Source organism: Enterobacter cloacae complex sp. 2024EL-00214, from assembly GCF_043945575.1.
Lineage (GTDB): Bacteria > Pseudomonadota > Gammaproteobacteria > Enterobacterales > Enterobacteriaceae > Enterobacter > Enterobacter cloacae_P.
In genome coordinates this window covers 76,603-101,183 of the sequence record NZ_JBIMRC010000007.1, presented here as the reverse complement: position 1 = coordinate 101,183, position 24,581 = coordinate 76,603, and the positions used below count along the sequence as shown (strand labels likewise).

25 protein-coding genes are annotated in these 24,581 nt (G+C 55.1%); 6 read left to right on the top strand and 19 right to left on the bottom strand.

The window, feature by feature from the left end; genetic code table 11:
* Nucleotides 1-19: 19 nt before the first annotated feature.
* Nucleotides 20-1,057 (bottom strand): oxidoreductase, encoded by a 1,038-nt coding sequence (locus ACHHZ6_RS10270; protein WP_395122182.1) that lies wholly within the window; start codon nucleotides 1,055-1,057, stop codon nucleotides 20-22.
* Between the two features lie 309 nt (nucleotides 1,058-1,366).
* Here ACHHZ6_RS10270 and yhhY point away from each other — a divergent pair, with 309 nt between their 5' ends.
* A complete protein-coding gene (gene yhhY / locus ACHHZ6_RS10265) occupies nucleotides 1,367-1,855 on the top strand; it encodes an N-acetyltransferase (protein WP_182272924.1) in 489 nt (162 codons plus the stop codon).
* A gap of 37 nt (nucleotides 1,856-1,892) precedes the next feature.
* On the opposite strand, the gene ggt is transcribed toward yhhY, so the two are convergent.
* Nucleotides 1,893-3,638: a gamma-glutamyltransferase gene (gene ggt / locus ACHHZ6_RS10260; RefSeq protein WP_395122181.1), complete on the bottom strand. Its 1,746-nt coding sequence runs from the start codon at nucleotides 3,636-3,638 to the stop codon at nucleotides 1,893-1,895.
* A 123-nt stretch (nucleotides 3,639-3,761) separates the two neighbouring features.
* On the opposite strand from ggt, the gene ACHHZ6_RS10255 reads away from it, so the two are divergent.
* Nucleotides 3,762-4,139, top strand: a complete 378-nt coding sequence (locus ACHHZ6_RS10255) for a DUF2756 family protein (protein ID WP_182272926.1) — start codon at nucleotides 3,762-3,764, stop codon at nucleotides 4,137-4,139.
* Here the strand turns inward: ACHHZ6_RS10255 and ugpQ are convergent.
* The 10 genes from ugpQ to livK form a co-directional block, all read right to left on the bottom strand.
* Nucleotides 4,123-4,869, bottom strand: coding sequence for a glycerophosphodiester phosphodiesterase (gene ugpQ / locus ACHHZ6_RS10250; RefSeq protein WP_182272927.1), 747 nt, complete (start codon nucleotides 4,867-4,869; stop codon nucleotides 4,123-4,125). The two genes, ACHHZ6_RS10255 and ugpQ, sit on opposite strands and share 17 nt — an antisense overlap.
* Nucleotides 4,866-5,936 (bottom strand): sn-glycerol-3-phosphate import ATP-binding protein UgpC, encoded by a 1,071-nt coding sequence (locus ACHHZ6_RS10245; protein ID WP_182272928.1) that lies wholly within the window; start codon nucleotides 5,934-5,936, stop codon nucleotides 4,866-4,868. The genes ugpQ and ACHHZ6_RS10245 overlap by 4 nt, the downstream gene beginning before the upstream one ends.
* Nucleotide 5,937: 1 nt before the next feature.
* A complete protein-coding gene (gene ugpE / locus ACHHZ6_RS10240) occupies nucleotides 5,938-6,783 on the bottom strand; it encodes a sn-glycerol-3-phosphate ABC transporter permease UgpE (protein ID WP_182272929.1) in 846 nt (281 codons plus the stop codon).
* A complete protein-coding gene (ugpA, locus tag ACHHZ6_RS10235) occupies nucleotides 6,780-7,667 on the bottom strand; it encodes a sn-glycerol-3-phosphate ABC transporter permease UgpA (RefSeq protein WP_395122180.1) in 888 nt (295 codons plus the stop codon). Before ugpA ends, ugpE begins: the two co-directional genes overlap by 4 nt.
* 105 nt (nucleotides 7,668-7,772) lie before the next feature.
* Nucleotides 7,773-9,089, bottom strand: coding sequence for a sn-glycerol-3-phosphate ABC transporter substrate-binding protein UgpB (ugpB, locus tag ACHHZ6_RS10230; RefSeq protein WP_182919067.1), 1,317 nt, complete (start codon nucleotides 9,087-9,089; stop codon nucleotides 7,773-7,775).
* 522 nt (nucleotides 9,090-9,611) lie between these two features.
* The gene (gene livF / locus ACHHZ6_RS10225) at nucleotides 9,612-10,325 is read right to left on the bottom strand and encodes a high-affinity branched-chain amino acid ABC transporter ATP-binding protein LivF (RefSeq protein ID WP_182272932.1); all 714 of its coding nucleotides are present in this window, start codon (nucleotides 10,323-10,325) and stop codon (nucleotides 9,612-9,614) included.
* Between the two features lies 1 nt (nucleotide 10,326).
* Nucleotides 10,327-11,094, bottom strand: coding sequence for a high-affinity branched-chain amino acid ABC transporter ATP-binding protein LivG (livG, locus tag ACHHZ6_RS10220; RefSeq protein ID WP_182272933.1), 768 nt, complete (start codon nucleotides 11,092-11,094; stop codon nucleotides 10,327-10,329).
* Nucleotides 11,091-12,368, bottom strand: a complete 1,278-nt coding sequence (gene livM / locus ACHHZ6_RS10215) for a branched chain amino acid ABC transporter permease LivM (RefSeq protein ID WP_182272934.1) — start codon at nucleotides 12,366-12,368, stop codon at nucleotides 11,091-11,093. Before livM ends, livG begins: the two co-directional genes overlap by 4 nt.
* Nucleotides 12,365-13,291 carry a high-affinity branched-chain amino acid ABC transporter permease LivH gene (gene livH, locus ACHHZ6_RS10210; RefSeq protein ID WP_182272935.1) on the bottom strand — a complete coding sequence of 309 codons (927 nt, stop codon included), beginning with the start codon at nucleotides 13,289-13,291 and terminating at the stop codon, nucleotides 12,365-12,367. The genes livM and livH overlap by 4 nt, the downstream gene beginning before the upstream one ends.
* A gap of 46 nt (nucleotides 13,292-13,337) precedes the next feature.
* Nucleotides 13,338-14,447, bottom strand: coding sequence for a high-affinity branched-chain amino acid ABC transporter substrate-binding protein LivK (livK, locus tag ACHHZ6_RS10205; protein WP_182919069.1), 1,110 nt, complete (start codon nucleotides 14,445-14,447; stop codon nucleotides 13,338-13,340).
* Nucleotides 14,448-14,871: 424 nt separating this feature from the next.
* On the opposite strand from livK, the gene panM reads away from it, so the two are divergent.
* The gene (gene panM, locus ACHHZ6_RS10200) at nucleotides 14,872-15,255 is read left to right on the top strand and encodes an aspartate 1-decarboxylase autocleavage activator PanM (protein WP_182272937.1); all 384 of its coding nucleotides are present in this window, start codon (nucleotides 14,872-14,874) and stop codon (nucleotides 15,253-15,255) included.
* Nucleotides 15,256-15,365: 110 nt separating this feature from the next.
* Here panM and livJ read toward each other — a convergent pair whose 3' ends face one another.
* The 6 genes from livJ to ftsY all read right to left on the bottom strand — a co-directional run bounded on the left by livJ (nucleotide 15,366) and on the right by ftsY (nucleotide 22,347).
* Entirely contained in the window at nucleotides 15,366-16,466 is a 1,101-nt protein-coding gene (gene livJ / locus ACHHZ6_RS10195; protein ID WP_182272938.1) for a branched chain amino acid ABC transporter substrate-binding protein LivJ, read from the bottom strand.
* A 197-nt stretch (nucleotides 16,467-16,663) separates the two neighbouring features.
* Nucleotides 16,664-17,929: a 4-aminobutyrate--2-oxoglutarate transaminase gene (locus ACHHZ6_RS10190; protein ID WP_395122179.1), complete on the bottom strand. Its 1,266-nt coding sequence runs from the start codon at nucleotides 17,927-17,929 to the stop codon at nucleotides 16,664-16,666.
* A gap of 135 nt (nucleotides 17,930-18,064) precedes the next feature.
* The gene (gene rpoH / locus ACHHZ6_RS10185) at nucleotides 18,065-18,922 is read right to left on the bottom strand and encodes an RNA polymerase sigma factor RpoH (RefSeq protein WP_182272940.1); all 858 of its coding nucleotides are present in this window, start codon (nucleotides 18,920-18,922) and stop codon (nucleotides 18,065-18,067) included.
* 254 nt (nucleotides 18,923-19,176) lie between these two features.
* Nucleotides 19,177-20,232: a permease-like cell division protein FtsX gene (ftsX, locus tag ACHHZ6_RS10180; RefSeq protein ID WP_182272941.1), complete on the bottom strand. Its 1,056-nt coding sequence runs from the start codon at nucleotides 20,230-20,232 to the stop codon at nucleotides 19,177-19,179.
* A complete protein-coding gene (gene ftsE / locus ACHHZ6_RS10175) occupies nucleotides 20,225-20,890 on the bottom strand; it encodes a cell division ATP-binding protein FtsE (protein ID WP_182272942.1) in 666 nt (221 codons plus the stop codon). The genes ftsX and ftsE overlap by 8 nt, the downstream gene beginning before the upstream one ends.
* A 2-nt stretch (nucleotides 20,891-20,892) precedes the next feature.
* On the bottom strand, nucleotides 20,893-22,347 hold the full coding sequence (gene ftsY, locus ACHHZ6_RS10170) for a signal recognition particle-docking protein FtsY (RefSeq protein WP_182272943.1): 1,455 nt from the start codon (nucleotides 22,345-22,347) through the stop codon (nucleotides 20,893-20,895).
* Between the two features lie 127 nt (nucleotides 22,348-22,474).
* On the opposite strand from ftsY, the gene rsmD reads away from it, so the two are divergent.
* Complete coding sequence (gene rsmD, locus ACHHZ6_RS10165) at nucleotides 22,475-23,077, top strand: 16S rRNA (guanine(966)-N(2))-methyltransferase (RefSeq protein ID WP_182272944.1); 603 nt, start codon at nucleotides 22,475-22,477, stop codon at nucleotides 23,075-23,077.
* A complete protein-coding gene (locus tag ACHHZ6_RS10160; RefSeq protein WP_182919072.1) occupies nucleotides 23,061-23,342 on the top strand; it encodes a DUF1145 family protein in 282 nt (93 codons plus the stop codon). The genes rsmD and ACHHZ6_RS10160 overlap by 17 nt, the downstream gene beginning before the upstream one ends.
* Nucleotides 23,343-23,389: 47 nt before the next feature.
* Here ACHHZ6_RS10160 and ACHHZ6_RS10155 read toward each other — a convergent pair whose 3' ends face one another.
* Nucleotides 23,390-23,749, bottom strand: coding sequence for a DUF2500 domain-containing protein (locus ACHHZ6_RS10155; RefSeq protein WP_182272946.1), 360 nt, complete (start codon nucleotides 23,747-23,749; stop codon nucleotides 23,390-23,392).
* Between the two features lie 129 nt (nucleotides 23,750-23,878).
* On the opposite strand from ACHHZ6_RS10155, the gene ACHHZ6_RS10150 reads away from it, so the two are divergent.
* The gene (locus tag ACHHZ6_RS10150) at nucleotides 23,879-24,505 is read left to right on the top strand and encodes a lysoplasmalogenase (RefSeq protein ID WP_182272947.1); all 627 of its coding nucleotides are present in this window, start codon (nucleotides 23,879-23,881) and stop codon (nucleotides 24,503-24,505) included.
* Nucleotides 24,506-24,581 lie beyond the last annotated feature (76 nt).

Genomic DNA, 24,581 nt, shown 5'->3' with positions numbered 1-24,581 from the left:
ACAGAGGAGCTATTTTTGCTTATTTCGCCAAGGTTATCGTGGCAGGAGAAGCCTGTTCAAAGGCCCGTTCGAGGATTTCGAGGTTAGTCAGAACGTCAGATTCCTTGACGTAATTCGGCGCACCGTTGCTGATCGTCTCAAACAGTGCATCATAGACGCGACCATAGTCACCCGTTTCAGGTTTCAACTCTTCCCTGACCGTCACGCCTGCGTCATTCACATACTCCAGCACGCCCACCGAATCATCCGCCGCAAAGCCCGGTTCACCTGGCATAATATTGGCCTTCAGGCTGGTTTCCTGCTGGTCGATGCCGTACCTGATAAACGAGCCTCTGGTACCGTGAACGATAAATTTCGGGTAGTCGATTTTCACCAGATGGCTGGTTTTAACGATAGCTTTCAGGTCGCCGTAAAACAGCTGTGCTTCAAAGGTATCGTCCGGGTTAGCGTTATCGCGCAGGCTGCGGATGTCATACGCCACATGGTCCGGGCGACCAAACAGAGAGATAATTTGATCCATGGTGTGTACACCCAGACCATAAAATGCACCGTCCTGCGGCAGGCCGGGTTTGGTTTCCGCCACCGGGCGGAAGTAATCGAAATGGCTTTCAATCTCAACGATATCGCCGAGCTTACCGCTCTCAATGGCCTTTTTCGCCGTCAGGAAGCAGCTGTCAAAACGGCGATTCTGGTATGGCGTAACGGTCAGCCCTTTGCTTTTCGCCAGCGCAAACAGGGTTTTCGCTTCGGCAAGCGTTGGGGTAAACGGTTTTTCCACCAGCACGTTTTTGCCTGCTTCGAGCGCACGTTTGGCGTAGTCAAAATGGCTGTCGGCGTGGGTACAAACGATCATCAGCTGTACCTGTGGATCGTTTAAAACCTCATCAAGATCGCTGGTGAAATGAATATGAGAGTACTGCGGAGATTGCTCTTCTGGCTTCGCGCTGCGCCGGTAAATGTGGGCAACGTGCCAGCGGTCTTTACGGTGGAGAACATACGGAAGATGGTAACGCATGGTGCTTTTACCAAATCCGATAAATGCACAGTTCAGGGTCATGGCTCAGTCCTTTTTAAGGTTACTGTGAGATACAGTAGCGCAAGTTTTGCCCTCACCCCACCCCTCTCCCACAGGGAGAGGGAGAAAAACAGGCAAAAAAAAGCCAGCTAGAAGCTGGCTAAAGTAATACTGGAAGCAATGTGAGCAATGTCGTGCTTTCAGGTTCCCGTAGAGGTCTTCCTGAACGCGAAGCAATAATAATCATTCTCATTCGCACTTGTCCAATCTTTTTTGCAAAAAATAGCAGTTGACGCAATTTTTAAAGTCATTGATGTTGGAAGGGACGTTTAACTGACTGAGGATGAAGGAATGAGTGAGATAGTGATACGCCACGCTGAACCAAAAGATTACGATGCCATTCGTCAGATCCATTCCCAGCCGGAGGTGTACCACAACACGCTACAGGTTCCTCATCCTTCAATGGAAATGTGGCAAATGCGGCTAGGCGACCAGCCGGGTATTAAGCAGCTGGTTGCCTGCATTGACGATATCGTGGTCGGGCATCTCACTATTGATGTCGCCCAGCGCCCACGCCGTAGCCACGTCGCCGATTTCGGTATCTGCGTTGATGCACAGTGGCAAAACCGTGGCGTCGCCAGCGCACTGATACGCACCATGATTGATATGTGCGACAACTGGCTGCGCGTCGACCGTATTGAGCTGACGGTGTTTGTGGATAACGAACCGGCGATTGCGGTCTACAAGAAACACGGGTTTGAGATTGAAGGCACTGGCAAGCGCTACGGGCTGCGCAACGGCGAGTATGTGGACGCGTATTATATGGCGAGAATGAAGTAGTTCATTTCCCCTCTCCCCTATGGGGAGAGGGGAACAATCAGTACCCCGCCGTCAAATCATCCACCGAACGCGGGTCAGACGCGCCAAACAGCGCACCGTCCGGCCCGACCATAATGCTCTGGGTACTACCCATCGCCTCTTTCACTGCCACTTTCTGTCCGCGCTGCTCCAGCAGTTTGATCGTGTCCGGGCTAAAGCCTTTCTCGACGCGCAGTTCATCCGGCAGCCACTGATGGTGGAAGCGTGGAGCATTGGTCGCTTCGGCGACGTTCATCCCAAAATCAATGCTGTTCACCACCATCTGCAGCACGGTGGTAATGATACGGCTACCGCCAGGGCTGCCGGTCACCAGCCAGGTTTTACCGTCTTTCACCACGATGGTTGGCGACATCGACGACAGCGGCCGTTTCTTCGGCCCGACGGCGTTAGCATCACCGCCTACCAGCCCGTAGACGTTTGGCACGCCCGGTTTGGCGGAGAAGTCGTCCATCTCGTTGTTCATCAGAATGCCGCTGTTGCCCGCCACAATCCCGGTACCAAAGGTAGTGTTGAGCGTGTAGGTCACCGCTACCGCATTACCGTCTTTATCCACCACCGAGAAGTGGGTGGTCTGGTTGCTTTCGTACGGGGCCAGCTTGCCTGGGCGGATCTCACTGGACGGTTTAGCCTTGTTGATGTCGATCTGATCGGCAATGGATTTGGCGTAGGCTTTATTGGTTAACGCCTGCCACGGTACCTTCACAAAGTCCGGGTCACCGAGGTATTCCGAGCGGTCAGCGTAGGCATGCTTTTCCGCCTCCGCCATCACCTGCATGGCATCCGCACTGCCAAAGCCAAACTTGTGCATATCGAAGTTTTCAAGGATGTTGAGGATCTGCACGATATGAATGCCCCCGGAGGACGGTGGCGGCATGGAGTAAACCTGATACCCGCGATACTCCCCGCTGATGGGGGTGCGCTCTACCGCCTTGTACTCCGCCAGATCCACTTTGGTGATAAGCCCGCCGTTCTTTTTCATTTCGTCGGCAATCTGGTCGGCAATCGCCCCTTTGTAGAAAGCATCCGGGCCGTGCTCCGCTATCAGCTCAAGGCTTTTCGCGAGGTTCTTTTGCACCAGTTGGTCACCCTTCTTCAGCGGCTCGCCGTTTTTCCAGAAGATCGCTTTACTGTTTTCATGCTGAGGGATGACTTCGCTGCCGTAGGTTTTAAGATCGTCCGCCAGCGCATCATTCACCACAAAACCGTCGCGCGCCAGCTTAATTGCAGGCTGCACCACTTTGTTCAGCGGCATCGTGCCGTATTTTTCCAGCGCCAGCGAGAAGCCCGCAACGGTGCCCGGCGTACCGGAGGCAAGATGCGAGGTCAGGGATTTTTTACTGTCCGGGTTGCCCTGAGCGTCAAGGAACATATCCCGGGAGGCCTGATTGGGTGCCATTTCACGGAAATCGATAGCCGCGGTTTTCCCGTCTTTGGTGCGCAGCATCATAAAACCACCACCGCCCAGGTTACCCGCCTGCGGGTGTGTTACCGCCAGCGCATATCCCACCGCAACGGCGGCATCTACCGCGTTACCCCCCTGCTTAAGAATATCGACACCGACTTTCGTTGCCAGCGCGTCCACCGACGCCACCATGCCATGTGTCGCCCGCACGGGATGAAAAACATCTTCTTCCACGCCGTAGGACACTGGTGGAGCCGCAGGCGGGTTGGCCGCCACGCTAAATGTGCCGCCTGCCATCAGTGCGGCGATCGCTACCCAGCGCAAAAACGTTGGTTTCATCATTATTGTTCTCCAGGTGAAGGGATCCATATTCCCCGGTTAAGCCTGGTTCACAACTCCTAAAAAATCATCGTTATGCCGGATTCAGGGTAAACTTAAGAAAAGCCTCAGAAGGAGGAGACAACCGTGAAACAGCTTTTGATCATTGCAGCACTGATACCCTTTACCGCGCTCGCACAGCCCCTGAATACCCTGAATAACCCGAACCAGCAGGGTTATGTCATTCCCAGCCAGCAGCGTATGCAAACGGAGATGATGAGCCAACAGCAGCAGCAAAAAGGGATGCTGAACCAGCAGCTGAAAATGCAGACCCAGATGCAGCAGCAGGGCCTGCAAAACCAGATGGATGCCAATACCCAGCGCATTCAGCAGGGCCAGGTACGTGAGCAGCCGTTGCCAAACCATAACGGCGGCATGTTAGGCGGGGGAACAACCCAAAGTAGCGGTCAGCAGCATATGCTGCCGCCGCAGTCGAATGGCAGTATGCTTAATCCACAGAACTAAAATTCGGGCCAATCAGATCAATTGCATCGGTACAGATGCAGTCCACTCCCCAGCGCAGCAGCTCAGCCGCACGCTGGGGTTTGTTGACGGTGTAAACCAGAATATGCAGACCCGCCGCTTTCAACATCTTCACCCGTGCTTCATCCAGCAGCGAGTGGTTCAGGTGGATAGACACACAGGCTAAGCGGGACGTCAGCTCGCGCCAGTCTTCACGCCATTCGTCCAGCAGCAGCCCGCGCGGCAGCTCCGGCACAGCAGCCTGCGCCGCTTCCAGTGCATCAATTTCAAACGACGACAGCAGCGGTGCGGTCATTCCTTCCCACAGCTCACGAGCAGCCAGCGCAACCACTTTGCCCGTCAGTGGCCCGGTGCCCGTGGTCGGTTTGATTTCGATGTTAGCCATCATCCCGTGTTGACGACAGCGGTCTGCTACGTTCGCCAGCAGCGGCAGCGGTTCGCCCTTGAATTCGCCGCTGTACCAGCTTCCGGCATCCACGTTCAGCAGGTCACGCCACGGCAACTCCCCTGCTACGCCCCAGCCGTTGCTGGTGCGTTCGAGGTTGTCATCGTGCAGCAGGAAAATTTCGCCGTCTTTCGACAGTTTGGCGTCGAACTCGATCATCGTATGACCGTAACGCGCCCCCATGTCGATCGCCGCCAGGGTATTTTCCGGTGCCAGTTTACCGCCGCCACGGTGGGCGACGATGTGGGGATAAGGCCAGTTGCTCATACTCGTTGTCCTGTTTCACCGTCAAAGAAGTGCAGGTGATTTTCCGGCAGATGCAGCCACAGCGTGCTGCCTGCTTTAGGGCGTTCCTGGTGTGCCAGACGCACCACCAGTTTTTGCTCGCCCCACCGTCCGTGCGCCAGGTTATCTGCCCCCAGCATCTCCAGCGTGTCCATCACCAACGGCACGCCGCCTTCCGCCTGAGAAGTTAAACCGATATGCTCCGGGCGGATACCGAGCGTCATTTTACGCCCGGCGTAGCCACGATAGTACCAGTTGATCGGGATGGCCATCCCGCTTTCCAGCTCAAAGTGCGTGCCCGCGTTGCTGATATGGCCTTCCAGCAGGTTCATCGCCGGGCTGCCGATAAAGCTCGCCACAAAGCGGGTGGCCGGTTTCTCATACACTTCCACCGGGGTGCCAATCTGCTCGGCGATGCCTTTGTTCATCACCATCACCCGCTGGGCGAGGGTCATGGCCTCCACCTGATCGTGGGTCACGTACAGGGATGTTGTTTTCAGACGGCGATGCAATTGTTGCAGCTCAAGGCGCATCTGCACGCGCAGTTTGGCATCCAGGTTGGAGAGTGGTTCGTCGAACAGGAATACCGCCGGGTCGCGCACGATGGCACGTCCCATCGCCACGCGCTGACGCTGGCCGCCGGAAAGCTCACGTGGGCGGCGCTTCAGCAAACCGTCCAGCTCCAGAATGCGTGCCGCTTCTTTCACCCGCTCGTCGATATGGCTTTTGCCCATACCGCGAATTTTCAGCCCCCAGGCCATGTTCTCTTCCACGCTCATGTGCGGGTAAAGGGCATAGTTCTGGAACACCATCGCGATGCCCCTGTCTTTCGGCTCCATCTCGGTGACGCGCTGGCGGTCAATCCAGATATCGCCGGAGGTCACGCGTTCCAGCCCGGCCACCATACGCAACAGCGTCGATTTGCCACAGCCAGACGGGCCGACCATCACAATGAACTCTCCGTCCGCCACATCGAGCGTGAGCGGCTGAATGACCTGGGTTTTGCCGTCCCAGCTTTTGGTTACTGCCTGAAGTTTCAGTCCTGCCATCTTATTTCTCACTGTCCACTAAACCACGCACAAACGCACGCTGCATGGCTAAAACGATTACGACCGGGGGGATAAGGGTGAGCAGCATCGCCGCCATGACCTGGTTCCAGAGGGTGGTGCCTTCACCGGTGGCGATCATGCCTTTGATGCCCGCCACGGCGGTGCCGAGGTTGACGTCCTGGATAATCAGCAGCGGCCACAGGTACTGGTTCCAGCCGTAGATAAAGGTGATCACAAACAGCGCCGCGAGGTTGGTTTTCGACAGCGGCAACACGATGTCGCGGAAGAAGCGCATCGGCGAAGCACCGTCGATACGCGCCGCTTCAATCAGTTCGTCCGGCAGGGTCATAAAGAACTGACGGAACAGGAAAGTAGCGGTCGCCGAGGCCATCAGCGGCAAGGTTAAGCCCGCGTAGCTGTCCAGCATATTCAGGTTGGCAATCACTTCCACCGTCGGGAAGATACGGACTTCCACTGGCAGCATCAGGGTGATGAAAATCATCCAGAAGAACAGGTTACGCAGGGGAAAACGGAACCAGACGATGGCAAAAGCAGACAGCATCGACACCGTAATTTTGCCCACCGTAATACCGAACGCCATGATGAAGCTGTTGAGCATCATCAGCCAGAATGGTGCGCTGTTGGCACCCACGCCCTGCGTCCAGATGGTTTCCATGTTCTCGAACAGATGTCCGCCCGGGATCAGCGTCATCGGCGTATCAAACACCGCTTTGGTGTCCAGCGTGGCGGCCACAAAGGCCACATAAAGCGGGAACAGGATGACGATAATGCCCAGAATCAGCATGGTATGGCTGAAAATCGTCAGCCCGCGACGGTTCTCAATCATTGGTAGCGCACCTTACTTTCAACATAACGGAACTGCACCACCGTAAGGATGATGACGAGGAACATCAGCACGACCGACTGCGCGGCGGAGGCTGAGAGATCCAGACCGGCAAAACCTTCGCGGTAGATCTTGTAGATCAGCGTGGTCGTCGCCTGTACCGGGCCGCCAGCGGTCGCAGCGTCGATCACCGGGAAGGTATCGAAGAAGGCGTACACAAGGTTAACCACCAGCAGGAAGAAACTCACCGGGGCGATCAGCGGCAACGACAGTCTGAAGAAGCGGCGAACCGGGCCTGCACCATCAATCGCCGCAGCTTCTACCAGCGAACGCGGAATGGATTGCAGCGCGGCAAAGAAGAACAGGAAGTTGTAGCTGATCTGCTTCCATACTGAGGCAAACACCACCAGGAACATGGCCTGACCGCTGTTCTGTGCGTGGTTCCACTCAACACCAAATTCCGCGAGGAAGTGGGTAATCAACCCGCGCCCTGGGTTAAACAGGAAGATCCACAGCACGGCAGCAACCGCAGGGGCCACAGCGTAAGGTAACAGCATCAGCGTCTGATAGAGACGGCTGCCGCGCACCACATAATCCACCAGCGCGGCAAAAAACAGCGAGGCGATAAGGCCGCTCACGGTAACCAGCGTGCTGAATTTGATCGTCGTCCAGAAGGCGTCGATGTAGTAGCTGTCGTGCCACAGGGTCGCGAAGTTATCCAGGCCGACAAACTGGCTGGAAAGCCCGAACGGATCGACACTTTGTACCGAGTACCACAGCGCTTCGCCCGCAGGCCAGATAAAGAAGATAACGGTGATGACCAGTTGCGGCGCGACCAGCAAATACGGCAGCCAGCGCGAACGAAACACGGGACGGGATGAGGACATAAATTAGCTCAGGTTGATTTCCCCTCACCCCAGCCCTCTCCCAAAGGGAGAGGGTGTATGAGTTCCCTCTCCCTTTGGGAGAGGGCGAGGGTGAGGGTAAAAGGATTAAGACTTTGTCGACTGCTCAAAGCGGCGCAGCAGCTGATTTCCGCGCTCTACCGCAGAGTCCAGCGCCTGCTGTGGGGTTTTCTTACCGGTCCACACGCTTTCCAGTTCTTCATCAACGATGGTGCGGATCTGCGGCATGTTGCCCAGACGCAGACCTTTGGTGAATGGCAACGGTGGCTTGTTCAGCATCTGACGCGTGGCGATATCCGCCCCTGGGTTCTTGTCATAGAAGCCCTGCTCGCGGGTCAGGTCATACGCGGCTTTGGTGATTGGCAGGTAGCCCGTTTTCTGGTGCCATTCTGCGGCAATCTCAGGCTTCGCCAGGAAGTCGAGGAACTCGGCCACGCCTTTATAAGTGCCTTTGTCTTTACCCTGCATCACCCACAGGCTCGCTCCGCCGATGATGGCGTTCTGCGGCGCGCCTTTCACATCAGCGTCGTAAGGCATCATGCCCACGCCGTAGTTGAATTTGGCGTAGTGACGGATATCCGCCAGCGAACCAGAAGACGCGGTGGTAATGGCACAGTCACCGTTGTAGAACTTCTCCGTAGATTCGTCTTTACGACCGAAGTAGCTGAAATCGCCCTTCTTGTTCAGTGCCTCCAGCAGTGCAATGTGTTTCACCTGCTCTGGCTTGTTGAACTCCAGTACCGCGTCAGTGCCGTCAAAACCGTTGTTTTTGGTGGCAACTGGCAGACCGTGCCAGGCGCTGAAGTTTTCAATCTGGATCCAGCCCTGCCAGCCGCTGGCGTAACCGCACTTCATACCCGCCGCTTTCAGCTTCGCGGTGTACTCGGCCAGATCCTGCCAGGTTTTTGGTGGCTGCTCCGGGTCTAAACCGGCTTTCTTAAAGGCGTCTTTGTTGTAGTACAGCACCGGCGTGGAGCTGTTGAATGGCTGAGACAGCAGGTGACCGGTTTTAGAATCTGTGTAGTAACCCGCCACCGTCGGCACGAACTGAGATTCGTCGAAGTTGATGCCTGCATCTTTAAAGACTTCGTACACGGGTTTGATGGCTTTAGAGGCCATCATGGTGGCGGTACCCACTTCATAAACCTGTAACAACGCAGGCGCGTTACCGGTACGGAAAGCGGCAATGCCCGCGCTCAGGCTCTGCTCGTAGTTACCTTTGTACACCGGCACAATTTTGTAATCCGGGTGGGTGTCGTTGAAGCGTTGCGCCAGGGAGTCGACTTCTTTACCCAACTCCCCTTCCATAGAATGCCAGAACGGAATGGTGGTGACAGCCATTGCGTTCGTCGCAAAAGCCAGACCCAGTGCCAGACCCAAAGCTGTGTGTCGTAACGATGTCATTGTCATCTCTCTTATTGTGCCGGATGCGCGATATCACGCGTTTTATGCTCGCGAGGTAACATGACATGCTCGAATGACAGAAAAATAACTGTTTGTTTACAGATAAGTGACAGCAAAGCGTCAGGGGGATGATGGTTATGTGAAGGCGTTGGGTGTGGTCTGGTGCCCTCACCCTGGCCCTCTCCCACAGGGAGAGGGTACAAACATTAAAAAAGGCAACGTGCGTTGCCTTTTTGCTTTTACCTCGTGCGGTCTGGTGCCCTCACCCTGGCCCTCTCCCACGGGAGAGGGTACAAACACTAAAAAAGGCAACGTACGTTGCCTTTTTGCTTTTACCTCGTGCGGTCTGGTGCCCTCACCCTGGCCCTCTCCCACGGGAGAGGGTACAAACACTAAAAAAGGCAACGTGCGTTGCCTTTTTGCTTTTACCTCGTGCGGTCTGGTGCCCTCACCCTGGCCCTCTCCCACGGGAGAGGGTACAAACACTAAAAAAGGCAACGTGCGTTGCCTTTTTGCTTTTACCTAACCGCCTAAATACGCACTCCGCACTGCTTCGTTCGCCAGCAGCGCGTCACCGGTGTCTTCCAGCACCACGCGGCCATTCTCCAGCACGTAACCACGGTCAGCCAGCTTCAGCGCCTGGTTGGCGTTCTGCTCGACGAGGAAGATGGTCATCCCCTCCTTACGCAGTTGCTCGATGGTGTCGAAAATCTGCTGGATGATGATCGGCGCAAGACCGAGCGACGGTTCATCAAGCAGTAACAGGCGCGGCTGGCTCATCAGCGCACGGCCAATCGCCAGCATCTGCTGTTCACCGCCAGACATGGTGCCCGCACGCTGAATGCGGCGTTCCCACAACCGCGGGAAGAGTTCATACACACGCTTGATACGGGTCTGATACTGGTCACGATCGGCAAAGAAGCCCCCCATTGCCAGATTCTCTTCCACCGTCATACGAGAAAACACGCGACGCCCTTCCGGGACAATCGCCACCGCTTCACGCATGATTTTGGCGGTCTGCCAGTCGGTAATGTCTTTGCCATCAAACACAATCCGCCCGCTGGTGGCACGCGGATCACCGCACAGGGTACCCAGCAGCGTGGTTTTACCCGCGCCGTTGGCCCCGATCAAGGTGACGATTTCACCCTGATTGATATGCAGGCTGACGTCATGCAACGCCTGGATCTTACCGTAGTGGGCATTTACTTTATCAAACGTTAACATCGCTTTTTCCATCTTATGCCTCACCCAGGTAAGCACGGATCACGTCCGGGTTGTTGCGGATCTCATCCGGCGTACCATTCGCCAGCGGTGTACCCTGGTTCACCACGTAGATACGGTCAGAGATGCCCATCACCAGCTTCATATCATGTTCAATCAACAGAATAGTGGTGTCGTGATGATCGCGCAGCTCAGCAATCAACTCGTCCAGCTCTTTGGTCTCTTTCGGGTTGAGGCCCGCAGCCGGTTCGTCGAGCATCAGGATTTCCGGCTGGGTCACCATGCAGCGCACAATCTCAAGGCGACGCTGATCACCGTAGGCCAGGTTGCTCGCCTGACGGTTAGCGTGCTGGAGCAGACCAATACGGTCGAGCCAGGTCGCAGCGCGATCTAACGCTTCGCTCTGCGCACGACGGAAAGCTGGGGTTTTCAGCAGGCCAGAGAAGATGCCCGTTTTGAGCTGCTGATGTTGTGCCACCAGCAGGTTCTCAATCACCGTCATCTCGCGGAACAGACGCACGTGCTGGAAGGTACGCACCACGCCCATACGGGCAATTTGCTGGCCCGGCAATCCTTCCAGATGTTGGTCGCGCAGCATAATGGTACCGCCCGTTGGCTTGTAAAAACCGGTCAGGCAGTTAAACACGGTTGTTTTCCCCGCGCCGTTCGGGCCAATCAGGGAGACAATCTCTTTCTTGTGCAGATCCAGAGAGACGTTGTTGACCGCCAGCAGGCCGCCAAAACGCATCATCAGGCCGTTAACGGATAATAATGGCTGACTCATGCCTGCTCTCCTTTCGCTTGTCCGTTCTTCAGCTTCAGCTGTGGACGCGTCATCGGCAGCAAGCCCTGCGGACGCCAGATCATCATCAGCACCATCAAACCACCCAGCATCAGCATGCTGTATTCGTTAAAGTCACGCATCAGTTCACGCGATACCACCAGCAGGATGGCCGCCAGAATAACGGCGAACTGCGAGCCCATCCCGCCGAGCACCACAATCGCCAGCACAAAGGCGGATTCGGCAAAGGTGAACGATTCCGGGCTGACGAAGCCCTGACGTGCGGCAAACAGCGTTCCGGCGAAACCGGCAAATGCGGCACTGATGGTGAACGCGGTCAGCTTGATACGGGTTGGGTTCAGGCCCAGCGAGCGACAGGCAATCTCATCTTCACGCAGTGCTTCCCAGGCGCGGCCCAGCGGCATACGCAGCAGACGGTTAATCACGAACAGCGTAATCACCACCAGCAGCAGCGCGACCAGGTAAAGCCAGATAACGCGGTCGGACGGGTCATACCTCATACCAAAGAAGTTGCTGAAAGTATCCCAGCCACCTTCGCGGGCGGTACGGCTGAACTCCAGACCGAAGAAGGTCGGTTTCGGGATCTGGCTGATACCGTTCGGGCCACCGGTCACTTCAGTATTGTTGAGCAGCAGGATACGGACGATTTCACCGAAGCCTAAGGTCACAATCGCTAAATAGTCACCACGCAGACGCAGCACCGGGAAGCCCAGCAGGAAGCCCGCCGCGGCAGAAACCAGCCCAGCCAGCGGCAGACACGTCCAGAATCCGAGGCCGTAATAGTGGTTCAGCAGCGCAAAGGTGTAGGCACCGATGGCGTAAAAGCCGCCGTAGCCCAGCACCAGCAGGCCGGACAAGCCCACCACCACGTTGAGGCCGAGACCGAGGATCACGTAGATCATGGTCAGCGTCGCGATATCCACCGTACCGCGCGATACCACAAACGGCCACGCAACAGCAGCCACCAGCAGCGCCACGAGGAACAGTTTCTGCTTAACGGTAGAACCGTCGATAGCGGGCAGCACAAATTTCGGGCCAGAGACGTTTTTCAGCGTCTTCTGGAACAGCGGACGCAGCAGCTGGAACAGGAACACGACCGCAGTACCAATAAACACCCACTGCCAGCGGATGTCGGCGGCGGTATCGACCACCAGCTTAGTGCCATCCAGCTCTAACTGAACGCCCATAAAGACGCCCGCCAGCACGAAGAACATGGCAGCAGAGAGCAACGCCATTGCAAAATGCATCGGTTTCATACTTTCTCTACCTCCGGACGACCCAGAATACCGGTAGGCATCACCAGCAGAACCAGAATCAGCAGGGCAAACGACACCACATCTTTATATTCGGTACTCAGATACGCCGAAGAGAGCGCTTCAGCCACGCCCAGGATCAGGCCACCAATCATCGCGCCAGGAATACTGCCGATACCGCCCAGCACCGCCGCAGTGAAAGCTTTCATCCCGGCCATAAAGCCGATGTACGGGTTGATTACGCCGTAGAACTGACCGAGCAATACGCCCGCCACCGCCGCCATCGCTGCGCCAATCACGAAGGTAAGCGCAATCACGCGGTCGGTGTTGATGCCGAGCAGGCTCGCCATCTTCAGATCTTCTGCACAGGCGCGGCAGGCGCGTCCCATGCGGGAGTAACGGATGAACAGCGTCAGGGCGAGCATCGCAATGAAGGTCACAATCCAGATAACCAGCTGCATGGTGGTGATAGAGGCAGAGAAGTTGTCGCTGGCTCCTACAATCCACTGGCCGTTAAACAGGCTTGGCAACGCCACATCGCGTGAGCCTTCCGTCAGGCTGACGTAGTTTTGCAGGAAGATAGACATCCCGATGGCGGAGATGAGTGCAATCAGGCGCTTGGAGCTGCGCACCGGCCGGTAGGCCACGCGCTCAATGCTCCAGCCGTAGGCACTGGCAATCACAATCGCGCCGACAAATCCGGCGGCAACCAGCAACCAGCTGCTGTCGATACCCATCATCATCAGGGCGGCAATGATCATAAAGGAGACATAGCTACCGATCATGTACACCTCGCCGTGGGCGAAGTTGATCATGCCGATAATGCCGTAAACCATCGTATAACCGATGGCGATCAGCGCGTAGGTGCTTCCCAGCGTGACGCCGTTAAACATCTGCTGCAAGAAATAGAGAAACTGCTCGGACATATGCAAACCTTTTTATACCCGCCCGGTGGTTCGGGCGGTGGGATAATTATTTGGCGACCGAGGACGAACCATCGGCGTGCCACTTAAAGACACCAAACTCAAATCCCTTCAGATCGCCTTTCTCATCCCAGTTCAGCGGCCCAATCACGGTGTTCACCCCGTGTGCTTTTAAATCTTTCACCAGCGCCAGCGGTTCTTTGCTGCCGCTACGATCCAGTGCGGTTGCCAGAGACTGCACCGCTGCGTAAGTGATCCACACGTATGGACCACTCGGATCTTTCTTCTGCGCCTTGAGCGCATCAACGATAGTTTTGTTCGCCGGATCCTGGTCATAGCGTTTTGGCATCGTCACCAGCATGCCTTCGGCAGCGTCGCCCGCAATGTTAGACAGTGAGGCATTGCCCACACCTTCCGGCCCCATAAACTGGGTTTTCAGACCGACTGAACGTGCCTGGCGCAGCATCTGGCCCATTTCCGGGTAGTAGCCACCGTAGTAAACGAAATCGATGTTTTCTTTTTGCAGACGGGCAATCAGCGCGGAGAAGTCTTTCTCACCCGCGGTAATACCGTCGAAGAAGACAACATTCGCACCGCCTTTTTTCAGGCCATCCTGAACGGAACGCGCCAGACCTTCGCCATACTGCTGCTTGTCATGAATAATGGCGATACGCTGCGGCTTGACGTTTTCGAGGATATATTTGGCGGCAGTTGGCCCCTGAGAGGAGTCCAGACCGGCAGTACGCATGATGTGCTGATAACCGCGCTGGGTCAGCTCCGGGTTAGTCGCACCAGGGGTAATCATCAGAATGCCTTCGTCTTCGTAGATATCAGACGCAGGCTGAGTGGACGATGAGCACAGGTGGCCGATCACGTACTGGATGCCATCGTTCACAATTTTGTTGGCGACTGCCACGGCCTGTTTTGGATCGCAGGCGTCGTCGTACTCCACACCTACCAGCTTGTCACCTTTGATACCGCCTTTGGCGTTGATGTCTTTGATTGCCTGGCGCGCGCCGTTGAACTCCATATCTCCCCACTGGGCGACAGGGCCGGACATCGCACCGACGACAGCAACTTTAATCTCTTCCGCCATAGCTGCATGCGAAATCGCCAGTGCGACCATCCCCGCGATTAACGTCTTCGCGTTCCTTTTCATCTCTGAATCCCCATTCGTGATGTTGTGTATATATTTTGTTTTATTATGGTTAAAAAGCATTCTGTACTTTTAATGAACAACGCTATTTTTACCAGTGCCTTTAATGGTTTAGCGCAGTTTTTTCACAAAAACCAGACTAATATCTCTATTTTTCAGGCGATTAAGCAAAGATAATATTCTGAAATCAGACAGAGATAAACAAATAAAAGCGCAGTTTGCAGCATAAAATAACGGCATAAAGCGCCGAATAAATCACTGCCATTTAGGTTAAAATTCTGCTTATTTTTCGATCCATATGTTTTCGAACTGCACAATGCGTTGCCAAAAAACTAATCACCTGGTTAATGGAAATAAAAAGAAGAAGCCGCTGAGTGAATAAATTGAGTACACTGCCCCCACTCTATTTGATTTGGACAAGTAGCTAATGAAACTGACTATCGTTCGTCTGGTGACCTTTAGCGACCAGGATCATATCGACCTGGGCAAAATCTGGCCGGAATATTCCCCTTCGTCGCTGACCGTCGACGAGACTCATCGCATTTATGCCGCGCGTTTTAACGAGCGTCTGCTGGCGGCTGTGCGCGTCACACTGAGCGGTACGGAAGGGGCGCTGGACTCACTTCGCGTGCGTGACGTAACCCGCCGTCGCGGTGTAGGGCAGTATCTGGTTGAAGAGGTTATCCGCGAAAACCCGAGTGTGACCTCCTGGTGGATGGCCGACGTGGGCGTGGAAGACCGCAGCGTGATGGCGGCATTTATGCAGGCATTAGGGTTTACGGCGCAGGCAAATGGGTGGGAGAAGCGCTAGTTTTGTTCTGTGCGGCCTGATGTGTGCGGCCTGATGCCCTCACCCCGGCCCTCTCCCACGGGGAGAGGGTGCAAACACTAAAATGGCAACCGCAAGGTTGCCATTTGCGTTTATTTTGCGTCGGTCGCCGTACCGTTGGCATGCCAGTTAAACACGCCGAACTCAAAGCCCTTCAGGTCGCCCTTCGCATCCCAGGAAAGCGGGCCCATAACGGTATCTACGGAGTTCGCTTTCAGCCAGGTGGCAATCTTAGCCGGATCGGTTGACTGGTTCAGACCTGCCTGCAGGGTCTGCAGCGCAGCGTAAGTCGTCCACACGAACGCACCACTTGGATCCTGTTTCTTCGCCTTGATGGCATCTACAATCGGTTTGTTCGCAGGTACCTGATCGTAGTTCTTCGGCTTGGTGACCAGCAGGCCTTCAGCAGATTCACCGGCAATGTTAGACAGCGACACGTTCGCCACACCTTCAGGCCCCATGAACTGGGTTTTCAGGCCCGCAGCACGCGCCTGACGCAGGATCTGACCCATCTCCGGGTGATAGCCGCCGTAGTAAACGAAATCGATATTCTCTTTCTTCAGACGCGCCACCAGGGTGGAGAAGTCTTTTTCACCGGCAGTAATACCGTCGAAGAACACCACGTCGGCATTCGCTTTCTTAAGGTTATCCTGCACTGAGCGCGCCAGGCCTTCACCGTATTGCTGTTTGTCGTGAACGATCGCAATGCGTTTCGGTTTCACTTTTTCAACAATGTATTTGGCGGCAGTTGGGCCCTGATCGGAGTCCAGGCCAGTGGTACGCAGAGTCAGCTTATAACCACGTGCGGTCAGCTCTGGTGCAGTTGCGGCCGGGGTGATCATCAAAATACCTTCGTCTTCGTAGATGTCAGACGCTGGCTGTGTAGAGGAGGAGCACAGGTGGCCGATAACGTATTTGATCCCGTCGTTCACCACTTTGTTCGCTACGGCTACCGCTTGTTTCGGATCACAGGCATCATCATATTTTACGATCTGCAGTTTTTCGCCTTTGATTCCGCCCTTAGCATTAATGTCTGCAACAGCCTGTTCTGCGCCAGTAAACTCCTGGTCACCATACTGAGCTACCGGACCGGACATCGCACCAACGACGGCGACTTTAATGTCTGCCTGCGCCATCGTACTGAATGCCAACGCGATACATCCTGCCAGTAACGCTTTACCCTTCATATTCATCCTGAGATTCCCCATTATTATGGTTATTACGATTGTTGTGATGTTGTTGCGTAGCGCTTTATTTCAGTTATAGGTATACCACTCGCGCTTTTTCAGCATACTCTGCTAAAACATACCCCATTTTTATGATTTTGGAATAGCTAATTTGAAATGAATATATGATAAGCCCGGCAGTCATTTCAGCCGGGCTTGTGGCTTTAACGTGTCAGCGACGCGGAAATAATATCCAGCGCTTTACGGAACTGCACTTCGGGGATGGTGAGCGGGTACAGGAAGCGGATGACGTTGCCATACACGCCACAGCTCAGAAGCAGCAGACCTTCCTTCAGCGCACGCTCCTGCACCAGACGGGTGAATTCCGGTGACGGATGCCCGCTCTGCGGGTCGTTAAACTCTACCGCTACCATTGAACCTTGCGCGCGAATGTCGGCGATAAACGGACAGCCCGCTTTCGCTTTATTCAGCACCTCCACCAGATGGTGGCCGAGATGCGCCGCCCGCGTGCAGAGTTCCTCTTCTTCAATCACGTCCAGTACGGCGTGGGCCGCCGCAATCGCCAGCGGGTTACCCGCATAGGTGCCGCCCAGCCCGCCTGGTGCGGGTGCATCCATCACCTCTGCCCGGCCCGATACCGCAGAGAGCGGCATTCCACCCGCCAGGCTTTTCGCCATCGTGATCAAGTCAGCCTTCACGCAGTGATGTTCCATCGAGAAGAGCTTGCCGGTACGCGCGAAGCCGGTTTGTACTTCGTCAGCAATCAGCAAAATACCGTGGGTATCGCACAGGGCACGCAGTGCCTGCATGAAATCAGCAGGGGCGACGTTGAACCCCCCCTCACCCTGAACAGGCTCAAGGATAATGGCCGCCACCTGATCCGGGGCGATGTCTGCTTTAAAGATACGCTCCAGGCTTTTCAGCGACTCCGCCGTACTGACGCCGTGCAGCACGTTCGGGTATTGCGCGTGGTAAACCGAGCCAGGGAACGGGCCAAAGCCCAGCTTGTACGGCGCGACTTTCCCCGTCAGTGCCATTGTCATAAAAGTGCGGCCGTGGAAGCCACCGCCGAAAGTGATAAGACCGGGACGTCGGGTATACGCGCGGGCAATTTTCACCGCGTTTTCGACGGCTTCTGCGCCCGTCGAGAAGAAGGCCGTTTTGGCCGGGCCGTCAATGGGCACACGTTCGTTAAGACGCTCGGCAAGGGCTACATAGCCTTCGTACGGCACAATCTGGTATGCCGTATGGGTAAATGCGTGGAGTTGTTTTTCGATAGCGGAGATAACTTTTGGATGCCGGTGCCCGGTATTCAGCACGGCGATCCCGGCGGCGAAATCAATGTACTCATTGCCTTCAACGTCCCACACCGTGGCATTTTCGGCTTTTTCGGCATAGAAGTTACACATCACCCCAATACCGCGCGGCGTCGCCTGCAAACGCCGGTCATTCAGTTCGTTATTTTTCACCCTGTCCCCCTGAGAAAGTTGCCTGCTTAGCGCATCTGTAAGTGTTTGCCAGGGGGGCGGAATTCGCCAGAGCGGGAGATAAAAAAACAAAACCCCCGAATTTGCATTCGAGGGTCATCGGGGACTTCGCGGGAATTACGCTTCGATAGCGGCGCGAAGTTTTTTCATGGCGTTCTTTTCAAGCTGACGCACACGTTCAGCGGACACGCCGTAGCGGTCGGCCAGTTCCTGCAGCGTGGACTTGTTGTCTTCGTCCAGCCAACGGGCACGGATAATATCCTGACTACGTTCGTCGAGGCCTTCCATCGCATAGCTCAGCTTGTTCGCGGCCTGATCTTCCCAGTTGTCCTCTTCAATGCCGTCGGCAAAGTTAGAGGTCTTATCCTGCAGATACAGAACCGGTGCCATCGGCTGGCTGTCAGAGGCATCATCGTCGGAAGACATGTCAAACGTCATGTCCTGCGCGGCCATACGGGATTCCATCTCACGCACGTCTTTGCTGGATACGCCCAGCTCGCGCGCCACCATTTCAACTTCATCCTGATTGAACCAGCCCAGACGCTGCTTGGTTTTACGCAGATTGAAGAACAGTTTGCGTTGCGCTTTTGTCGTGGCGACCTTCACGATACGCCAGTTACGCAGAACGTATTCGTGAATTTCAGCTTTGATCCAGTGTACGGCGAAGGAGACCAGTCGCACACCCACTTCCGGGTTAAAGCGACGTACAGCCTTCATCAGACCGATGTTACCTTCCTGAATCAAGTCTGCCTGCGGCAGGCCGTAGCCCGCATAATTACGAGCAACGTGAACAACAAAGCGCAGGTGAGACAGGATCAGCTTCTTAGCTGATTCCAGGCAGCCCTGGTAATGCAGCTTTTCAGCAAGCTCCTTTTCTTCCTCGGCCGTTAACATCGGCCAGGTGTTCGCAGCCCGGATGTAAGACTCCAGGTTACCAACAGGGGCTAAAGCTAAAGTTTGCATTTCTTTGGTCATTCATTCCTCTCAATGTTTCTCTTCTGACCCTGGTTATCCCCGTCAGGCAACAACCATGCCAAAGCGTTTGAGCAACGAGATTAGCATTCACTCTTTTATCAGACAGTGATTTTATCCACAAGTTCCAGGTGCAACGGTGAATAAATTACGCACAAAATGTGACATGGAGATGATAATACGGGGAAGAGACAACAGGGACTCTTTCCCTGCAGAGCGAACACCTCGGTGCAGGGAAAGATTATATCACGCTTTTCTTAATCGGGAGTAAAGTGACGTAAATGTTGAACCGTCGCCAGCCATGCGGCCACCCAGCCGATCATCGAGCAGACCAGCAGTAGCAACAGACACTCATCGAACCCTAAGCCACTGATATCAAACTTAGTTCCGAAAACCTGCGCCACTTCGGTGACGGCAGAGGAGAGCCGCATCACCAAAATTTCTGACAATATTAATGAAAGAAATGCGCCGGAAAAACCGAGCAATGCGCCGCCGTAGAGGAATGGCCGGAGGATGAAACCATCCGTCGCACCAATCAGTTTTTGCACGTTGATGGTATCACGGCGGGCGAAGATGCTCAGACGCACACTGTTACCGATGACAAGGAATACCGCTGCCACCATCAGCACACCAATCATCGCCGCCACACGCCCTACCAGCCCGGTCAGGGCAGAGAGACGCGCGAACCAGCTGTCATCCATACGCACTTCATCAATGCCTTTAATGCCGGTGATGCGGTCACGCAGGGTGTTGAGTGCATTCGTGCCCTGAAAATCAAGCTTCGGGATCACCACTGCCACGGCAGGCAGCGGGTTTTCTTCGAGCATGTCCAGCGCGCCACCAAACCCTGACCAGTTGCGGAACTCACCCAGCGCTTCATCACGCGAGAGATAGTTGACCTTCTCAACGCCCTGTTCGGCCTGGATCTGCCCGACCACCTGCGCCGCCGCGTTATCGTCGAGCGCTTTATCCAGATAGACCGTGATCTGCGGCGACGGATAATACTGTGACGCCGCCTGGTTGACGTTCTTATACACCATGTAGCAAACACTTGGCAGGGTCAGGGAGATGGCAATTACCATCACCGTCAGGAACGTGGCCAGCGGCTTGCTTTTCAGATCCTGCAATGCGCCGTGGAAGGCATAGCGCACCTGCTCATTGAAGACGTTGGTTTTGCGGGAGTTCGGCTTCGGTGCGGCTTTCGCGCGCTTGGGTGTATTACGATTGCCGTCACCGCCGCCCTGCGACTTACGGAAACGGTCAAACCGGTTCCCGAACTGTCGAATCTGGTTTATTGCATCACGCTTATTCACCGTGGCCTCCGTGCAAATGACCGTCGCTCAGGGTCAGCATGCGGTACGAACGACGAGAGATAAGATTGATGTCGTGCGTCGCCATCAAGACCGTTACCCCAACGCGGTTAAATTCCTCAAACAGACGCAAAATCCCTTCGGACAGGGCATCGTCCAGGTTACCGGTCGGTTCATCCGCCAGCAATACCGCAGGCTTGTTCACCACCGCACGGGCAATACCCACACGTTGCTGCTCACCGCCGGAAAGCTGGATCGGGAAGTTCTTCGCTTTGTCCAGTAGCCCGACTTTATCCAGCGCCGCAGACACGCGACGGCGGATATCATCATAGCTGGCACCGGCAATGATCAGCGGGATCGCCACGTTATCGAAAACCGTGCGATCCATCAGCAGGTGGTGATCCTGGAAAATCATGCCGATCTGACGACGCAGGAACGGCACTTCACGGTTTTTCAGGCGGCTGATGTCATGGCCGCTGAAAAAGATGTTCCCGGCACTGGGCCGTTCGATCCCACAGATAAGCTTGAGCAGGGTACTTTTCCCCGCGCCTGAATGGCCGGTCAGGAATGCCATCTCGCCTGGCTGCAGGTGGAATGTCACCCCCTGCAACGCTTGTCTCCCACCGAGATAGGCCTTGCTGACGTGTTCAAAGCGAATCATTGTTAGTCCTCTCGGGCAAATAATGCCTCAATAAAGTCGTCCGCTTTAAACGGACGTAAATCCTCAATACGCTCGCCCACACCGATGTAACGGATAGGAATGCCGAACTGATCGGCCACGGAGAAGATCACCCCGCCTTTGGCGGTACCGTCAAGCTTGGTCAGCGTGATCCCCGTCAGTCCTACCGCTTCATGGAACAGTTTCGCCTGACTAATGGCGTTCTGCCCGGTGCTGGCATCGATGGTCAGCATAATTTCATGCGGTGCTTCTTCGTCCAGCTTCTTCATGACGCGAACGATTTTCTTCAACTCTTCCATCAGGTGCGATTTGTTCTGCAAACGCCCTGCGGTATCGGCAATCAGCACATCGACATTACGCGCCTTCGCCGCCTGGATAGCATCGAAAATAACGGACGCGGAATCTGCGCCTGTATGCTGGGCAATCACCGGAATGTTGTTGCGCTGGCCCCAGACCTGCAGCTGCTCAACCGCCGCTGCACGGAAGGTATCGCCCGCCGCCAGCATCACCGATTTACCCTGCTGCTCGAACTGACGTGCCAGCTTGCCGATAGTGGTGGTTTTACCCACACCGTTCACGCCAACCATCAGAATAACAAATGGTGTTTTGCCTTCAATATTAAGCGGTTCGTCAACTTTTGCGAGAATTTCACCCATCTCGTCTTTCAGCAGACCGTACAGCGCTTCGGCGTCGCGCAGCTGTTTGCGACTCGCCCCTTCCGTCAGGTTCGCGATGATCTTACGGGTGGTTTCCACGCCGACATCGGCGATCAGCAGTTGCTCTTCCAGCTCTTCAAACAGATCGTCGTCGATCTTTTTGCCGCGGAACAGACTGATAAATCCGGAACCTAAGTTTTCTTTGGTTTTAAGCAGGCTACGTTTCAGGCGGGCGAAGAAACCTTCTTTGGTCGGTTTTTCCTGCTCCTGAACGACGTTCTCTTCGGCCTGTTCAGTAACGTCGTCTTCAGTCGCTTGTGCCGCCAGCGCCTGGGCTTCCAGCTCTTCGTCAGTCAGCTCTGGTTCGTTTTGCGCTTCCTCTTCCACCGCCTCAACAATTTCAACGGTTTCCGCTTCAGCCTGCCACTCTTCGGCAGAAACGTCTTCGGCTTTCACCTCTTCCGGCAGCGGCAACTCTTCGTGCTCAATGACCGCCTGAGGCGTTGCAATAACCTCTGCAACGTCTTCAACCACAACAGGTTCTGGTTTTTCACTCTCCTGAACCTGTTCGGTGACGTCAACCACTTCTTCAGCAAAGGCTTCAGTCTCTTCTTTGCTGTGCGCATGCTCTTCCGCTTCGACAACCGCAGCGGTTTCTACCGGTGTTTCAGGTTGCGACTGCTCTTCAACAGCTTGTTGCTCTTCGGTTTTCTGTTCTGTTTCTTGCTCTTTTTCACCGAAGCCCAGCCAGGAAAAGAAGCCACGTTTTTTTTGTTTTGCCATCTGCGACTACACTCCTCGCGGCGCTATATACATGGAAGCTAAAAAAATGATGAAATAGTCTAACACTTTACTTAATTGACATCACCGCCCGCAATCGCAGGCCAATTGTTAACAGAGCTTTCCTGAGATGAAGAAACCCAACCGCGCCCCAGCCGGTCAAATTCGTATTATCGGCGGCCAGTGGCGAGGCCGGAAATTACCGGTGCCGGATAGCCCCGGTTTACGTCCCACCACCGACCGCGTTCGCGAGACGCTGTTCAACTGGCTGGCCCCCTCTATGGTGGATGCCCATTGCCTCGACTGCTTCGCCGGTAGCGGCGCATTAGGGCTGGAAGCGTTGTCGCGCTATGCTGCCAGCGCCACGCTGCTGGAGATGGAGCGCGGTGTCGCGCAGACGCTACAGCAAAATCTGGCAACGCTGAAAGCGACCAACGCCAAAGTGGTCAACACCAACACCCTGAGTTTCCTCGCGCAACAGGGCACGCCGCACAATGTGGTGTTTGTTGACCCGCCGTTCCGTAAGGGGTTGCTGGAAGAGACGTTATCCCTGCTGGAGAACAACGGCTGGCTGGCGGATGACGCGCTGATTTATGTAGAAAGTGAAGTGGAAAACGGTTTACCGCCGGTGCCCGTTCACTGGGATCTGCACCGCGAAAAAGTGGCAGGTCAGGTGGCTTATCGTCTGTATCACCGTCAGGCTCAAGGAGAATCCGATGCCAGTACTGATTAATATGGGACGTTTGCTGATGCTGTGCGTCTGGGCGTTTTTGATCCTCAATCTGGTGCACCCGTTCCCGCGCCCGATGAATATCTTCGTGAACGTGGCGTTTGTCTTTACCACCTTTATGCACGCCCTGCAGATGGTAATGCTGAAAAACGGTCTGCCGAAGGATGGCCCACAGATGACCGGCTGGCAGCAACTGCGCGTGTTTATTTTTGGCGTGTTTGAATTGCTGGTGTGGATGAAGAAATTTAAGGCGCAGGTGAAGAAGTAAGATCCCTGATGCCCCTCACCCTCTCCCCATTGGGGAGAGGGAATACATCACGGCTCCGGCGTAAACCCTTCAAACCGCGACCCTTTATAACTCAGTGTCCCTTTCTCACCCACCGTCAGTTGATGGTACTGCCGCGCCTCCAGGCGAAAGGTCATCTCCAGCCCACCGGTTTCCGGCTTAAAACTCGCTTCATAGCGCATGGTCGCGCCCGCAGGTGTCACCTGCTGCTGACGCGAGCGTCGGTCGTTAAGGGCTTTCTCGCGTTTGTTGCTCACCACCACGCGTTTTTGCATCAGCGGCGCGGCATCGTTATCTGCTTTCTCACGGCGCTGCTGCACGAAACGAAACGAAGCGGCAATGACGATAATCGCCAGCACGATAATGAAAAACAGCGGCATCTTGCTCATTCAAAAATCCCATCAGATTATGCGGAATTCAGGATACCTTGCCTGCCCCACCATTGCCAAACGCCTGTCCGCGTCACTACACTGGATCAGAAACTGATTATTCAGCCTCAACAGATACAGGGAGTTAATATGCTTTGGTCATTTATCGCTGTCTGTTTTTCCGCATGGCTTTACGTCGATGCGTCGTATCGCGGCCCGGCCTGGCAGCGCTGGTTATTTAAACCCGTCACGCTGTTGCTGCTTCTGCTACTGGCCTGGCAAGCGCCGGTGTTTAACGCCGTCAGTTATCTGGTGCTCGCCGGATTGTGCGCCTCTCTCATTGGCGATGCCTTAACCCTGCTGCCGCGCCAGCGTCTGCTGTATGCCGTGGGTGCGTTCTTCCTGTCGCATCTGCTTTATACCATCTACTTTGCCAGCCAGATGACGCTGTCATTCTTCTGGCCGCTCCCGCTGGTGCTACTGGTGATTGGCGCGCTGCTGGTTGCGGTGATTTGGTCTCGTCTGGAAGAGATGCGCTGGCCGGTCTGTACGTTCATCGCCATGACGCTGGTGATGGTGTGGCTGGCGGGTGAGCTGTGGTTCTTCCGTCCCACGTCTCCGGCGATGTCCGCGTTCTTCGGCGCAGCACTGCTGTTAGCCGGTAATGTCGTCTGGCTGGTCAGCCATTATCGCTGCCGTTTCCGTGCGGATAACGCCATTGCCGCCGCTTGCTATTTTGCCGGGCATTTCCTGATTGTCCGTTCGCTGTATATTTAAATAACGCTTGACTCTGGAGTCGACTCCAGAGTGTATGCTGCGGTTAATGAGAAAATTATCATTACCGGAGACTGCC

Bases quoted from the DNA above. Each gene is read 5' to 3' on its own strand.
- rpoH (WP_182272940.1), bottom strand. From the start codon at position 18,922: ATGACCAAAGAAATGCAAACTTTAGCTTTAGCCCCTGTTGGTAACCTG.
- ACHHZ6_RS10270 (WP_395122182.1), bottom strand. From the start codon at position 1,057: ATGACCCTGAACTGTGCATTTATCGGATTTGGTAAAAGCACCATGCGT.
- ACHHZ6_RS10150 (WP_182272947.1), top strand. From the start codon at position 23,879: ATGCTTTGGTCATTTATCGCTGTCTGTTTTTCCGCATGGCTTTACGTC.
- livG (WP_182272933.1), bottom strand. From the start codon at position 11,094: ATGAGTCAGCCATTATTATCCGTTAACGGCCTGATGATGCGTTTTGGC.
- ggt (WP_395122181.1), bottom strand. From the start codon at position 3,638: ATGATGAAACCAACGTTTTTGCGCTGGGTAGCGATCGCCGCACTGATG.
- yhhY (WP_182272924.1), top strand. From the start codon at position 1,367: ATGAGTGAGATAGTGATACGCCACGCTGAACCAAAAGATTACGATGCC.
- livH (WP_182272935.1), bottom strand. From the start codon at position 13,291: ATGTCCGAGCAGTTTCTCTATTTCTTGCAGCAGATGTTTAACGGCGTC.
- livM (WP_182272934.1), bottom strand. From the start codon at position 12,368: ATGAAACCGATGCATTTTGCAATGGCGTTGCTCTCTGCTGCCATGTTC.
- ftsY (WP_182272943.1), bottom strand. From the start codon at position 22,347: ATGGCAAAACAAAAAAAACGTGGCTTCTTTTCCTGGCTGGGCTTCGGT.
- ugpE (WP_182272929.1), bottom strand. From the start codon at position 6,783: ATGATTGAGAACCGTCGCGGGCTGACGATTTTCAGCCATACCATGCTG.
- ugpA (WP_395122180.1), bottom strand. From the start codon at position 7,667: ATGTCCTCATCCCGTCCCGTGTTTCGTTCGCGCTGGCTGCCGTATTTG.
- ugpQ (WP_182272927.1), bottom strand. From the start codon at position 4,869: ATGAGCAACTGGCCTTATCCCCACATCGTCGCCCACCGTGGCGGCGGT.
- ugpB (WP_182919067.1), bottom strand. From the start codon at position 9,089: ATGACATCGTTACGACACACAGCTTTGGGTCTGGCACTGGGTCTGGCT.
- rsmD (WP_182272944.1), top strand. From the start codon at position 22,475: ATGAAGAAACCCAACCGCGCCCCAGCCGGTCAAATTCGTATTATCGGC.
- ACHHZ6_RS10155 (WP_182272946.1), bottom strand. From the start codon at position 23,749: ATGAGCAAGATGCCGCTGTTTTTCATTATCGTGCTGGCGATTATCGTC.
- livK (WP_182919069.1), bottom strand. From the start codon at position 14,447: ATGAAAAGGAACGCGAAGACGTTAATCGCGGGGATGGTCGCACTGGCG.
- ACHHZ6_RS10245 (WP_182272928.1), bottom strand. From the start codon at position 5,936: ATGGCAGGACTGAAACTTCAGGCAGTAACCAAAAGCTGGGACGGCAAA.
- ftsE (WP_182272942.1), bottom strand. From the start codon at position 20,890: ATGATTCGCTTTGAACACGTCAGCAAGGCCTATCTCGGTGGGAGACAA.
- livF (WP_182272932.1), bottom strand. From the start codon at position 10,325: ATGGAAAAAGCGATGTTAACGTTTGATAAAGTAAATGCCCACTACGGT.
- ACHHZ6_RS10160 (WP_182919072.1), top strand. From the start codon at position 23,061: ATGCCAGTACTGATTAATATGGGACGTTTGCTGATGCTGTGCGTCTGG.
- panM (WP_182272937.1), top strand. From the start codon at position 14,872: ATGAAACTGACTATCGTTCGTCTGGTGACCTTTAGCGACCAGGATCAT.
- livJ (WP_182272938.1), bottom strand. From the start codon at position 16,466: ATGAATATGAAGGGTAAAGCGTTACTGGCAGGATGTATCGCGTTGGCA.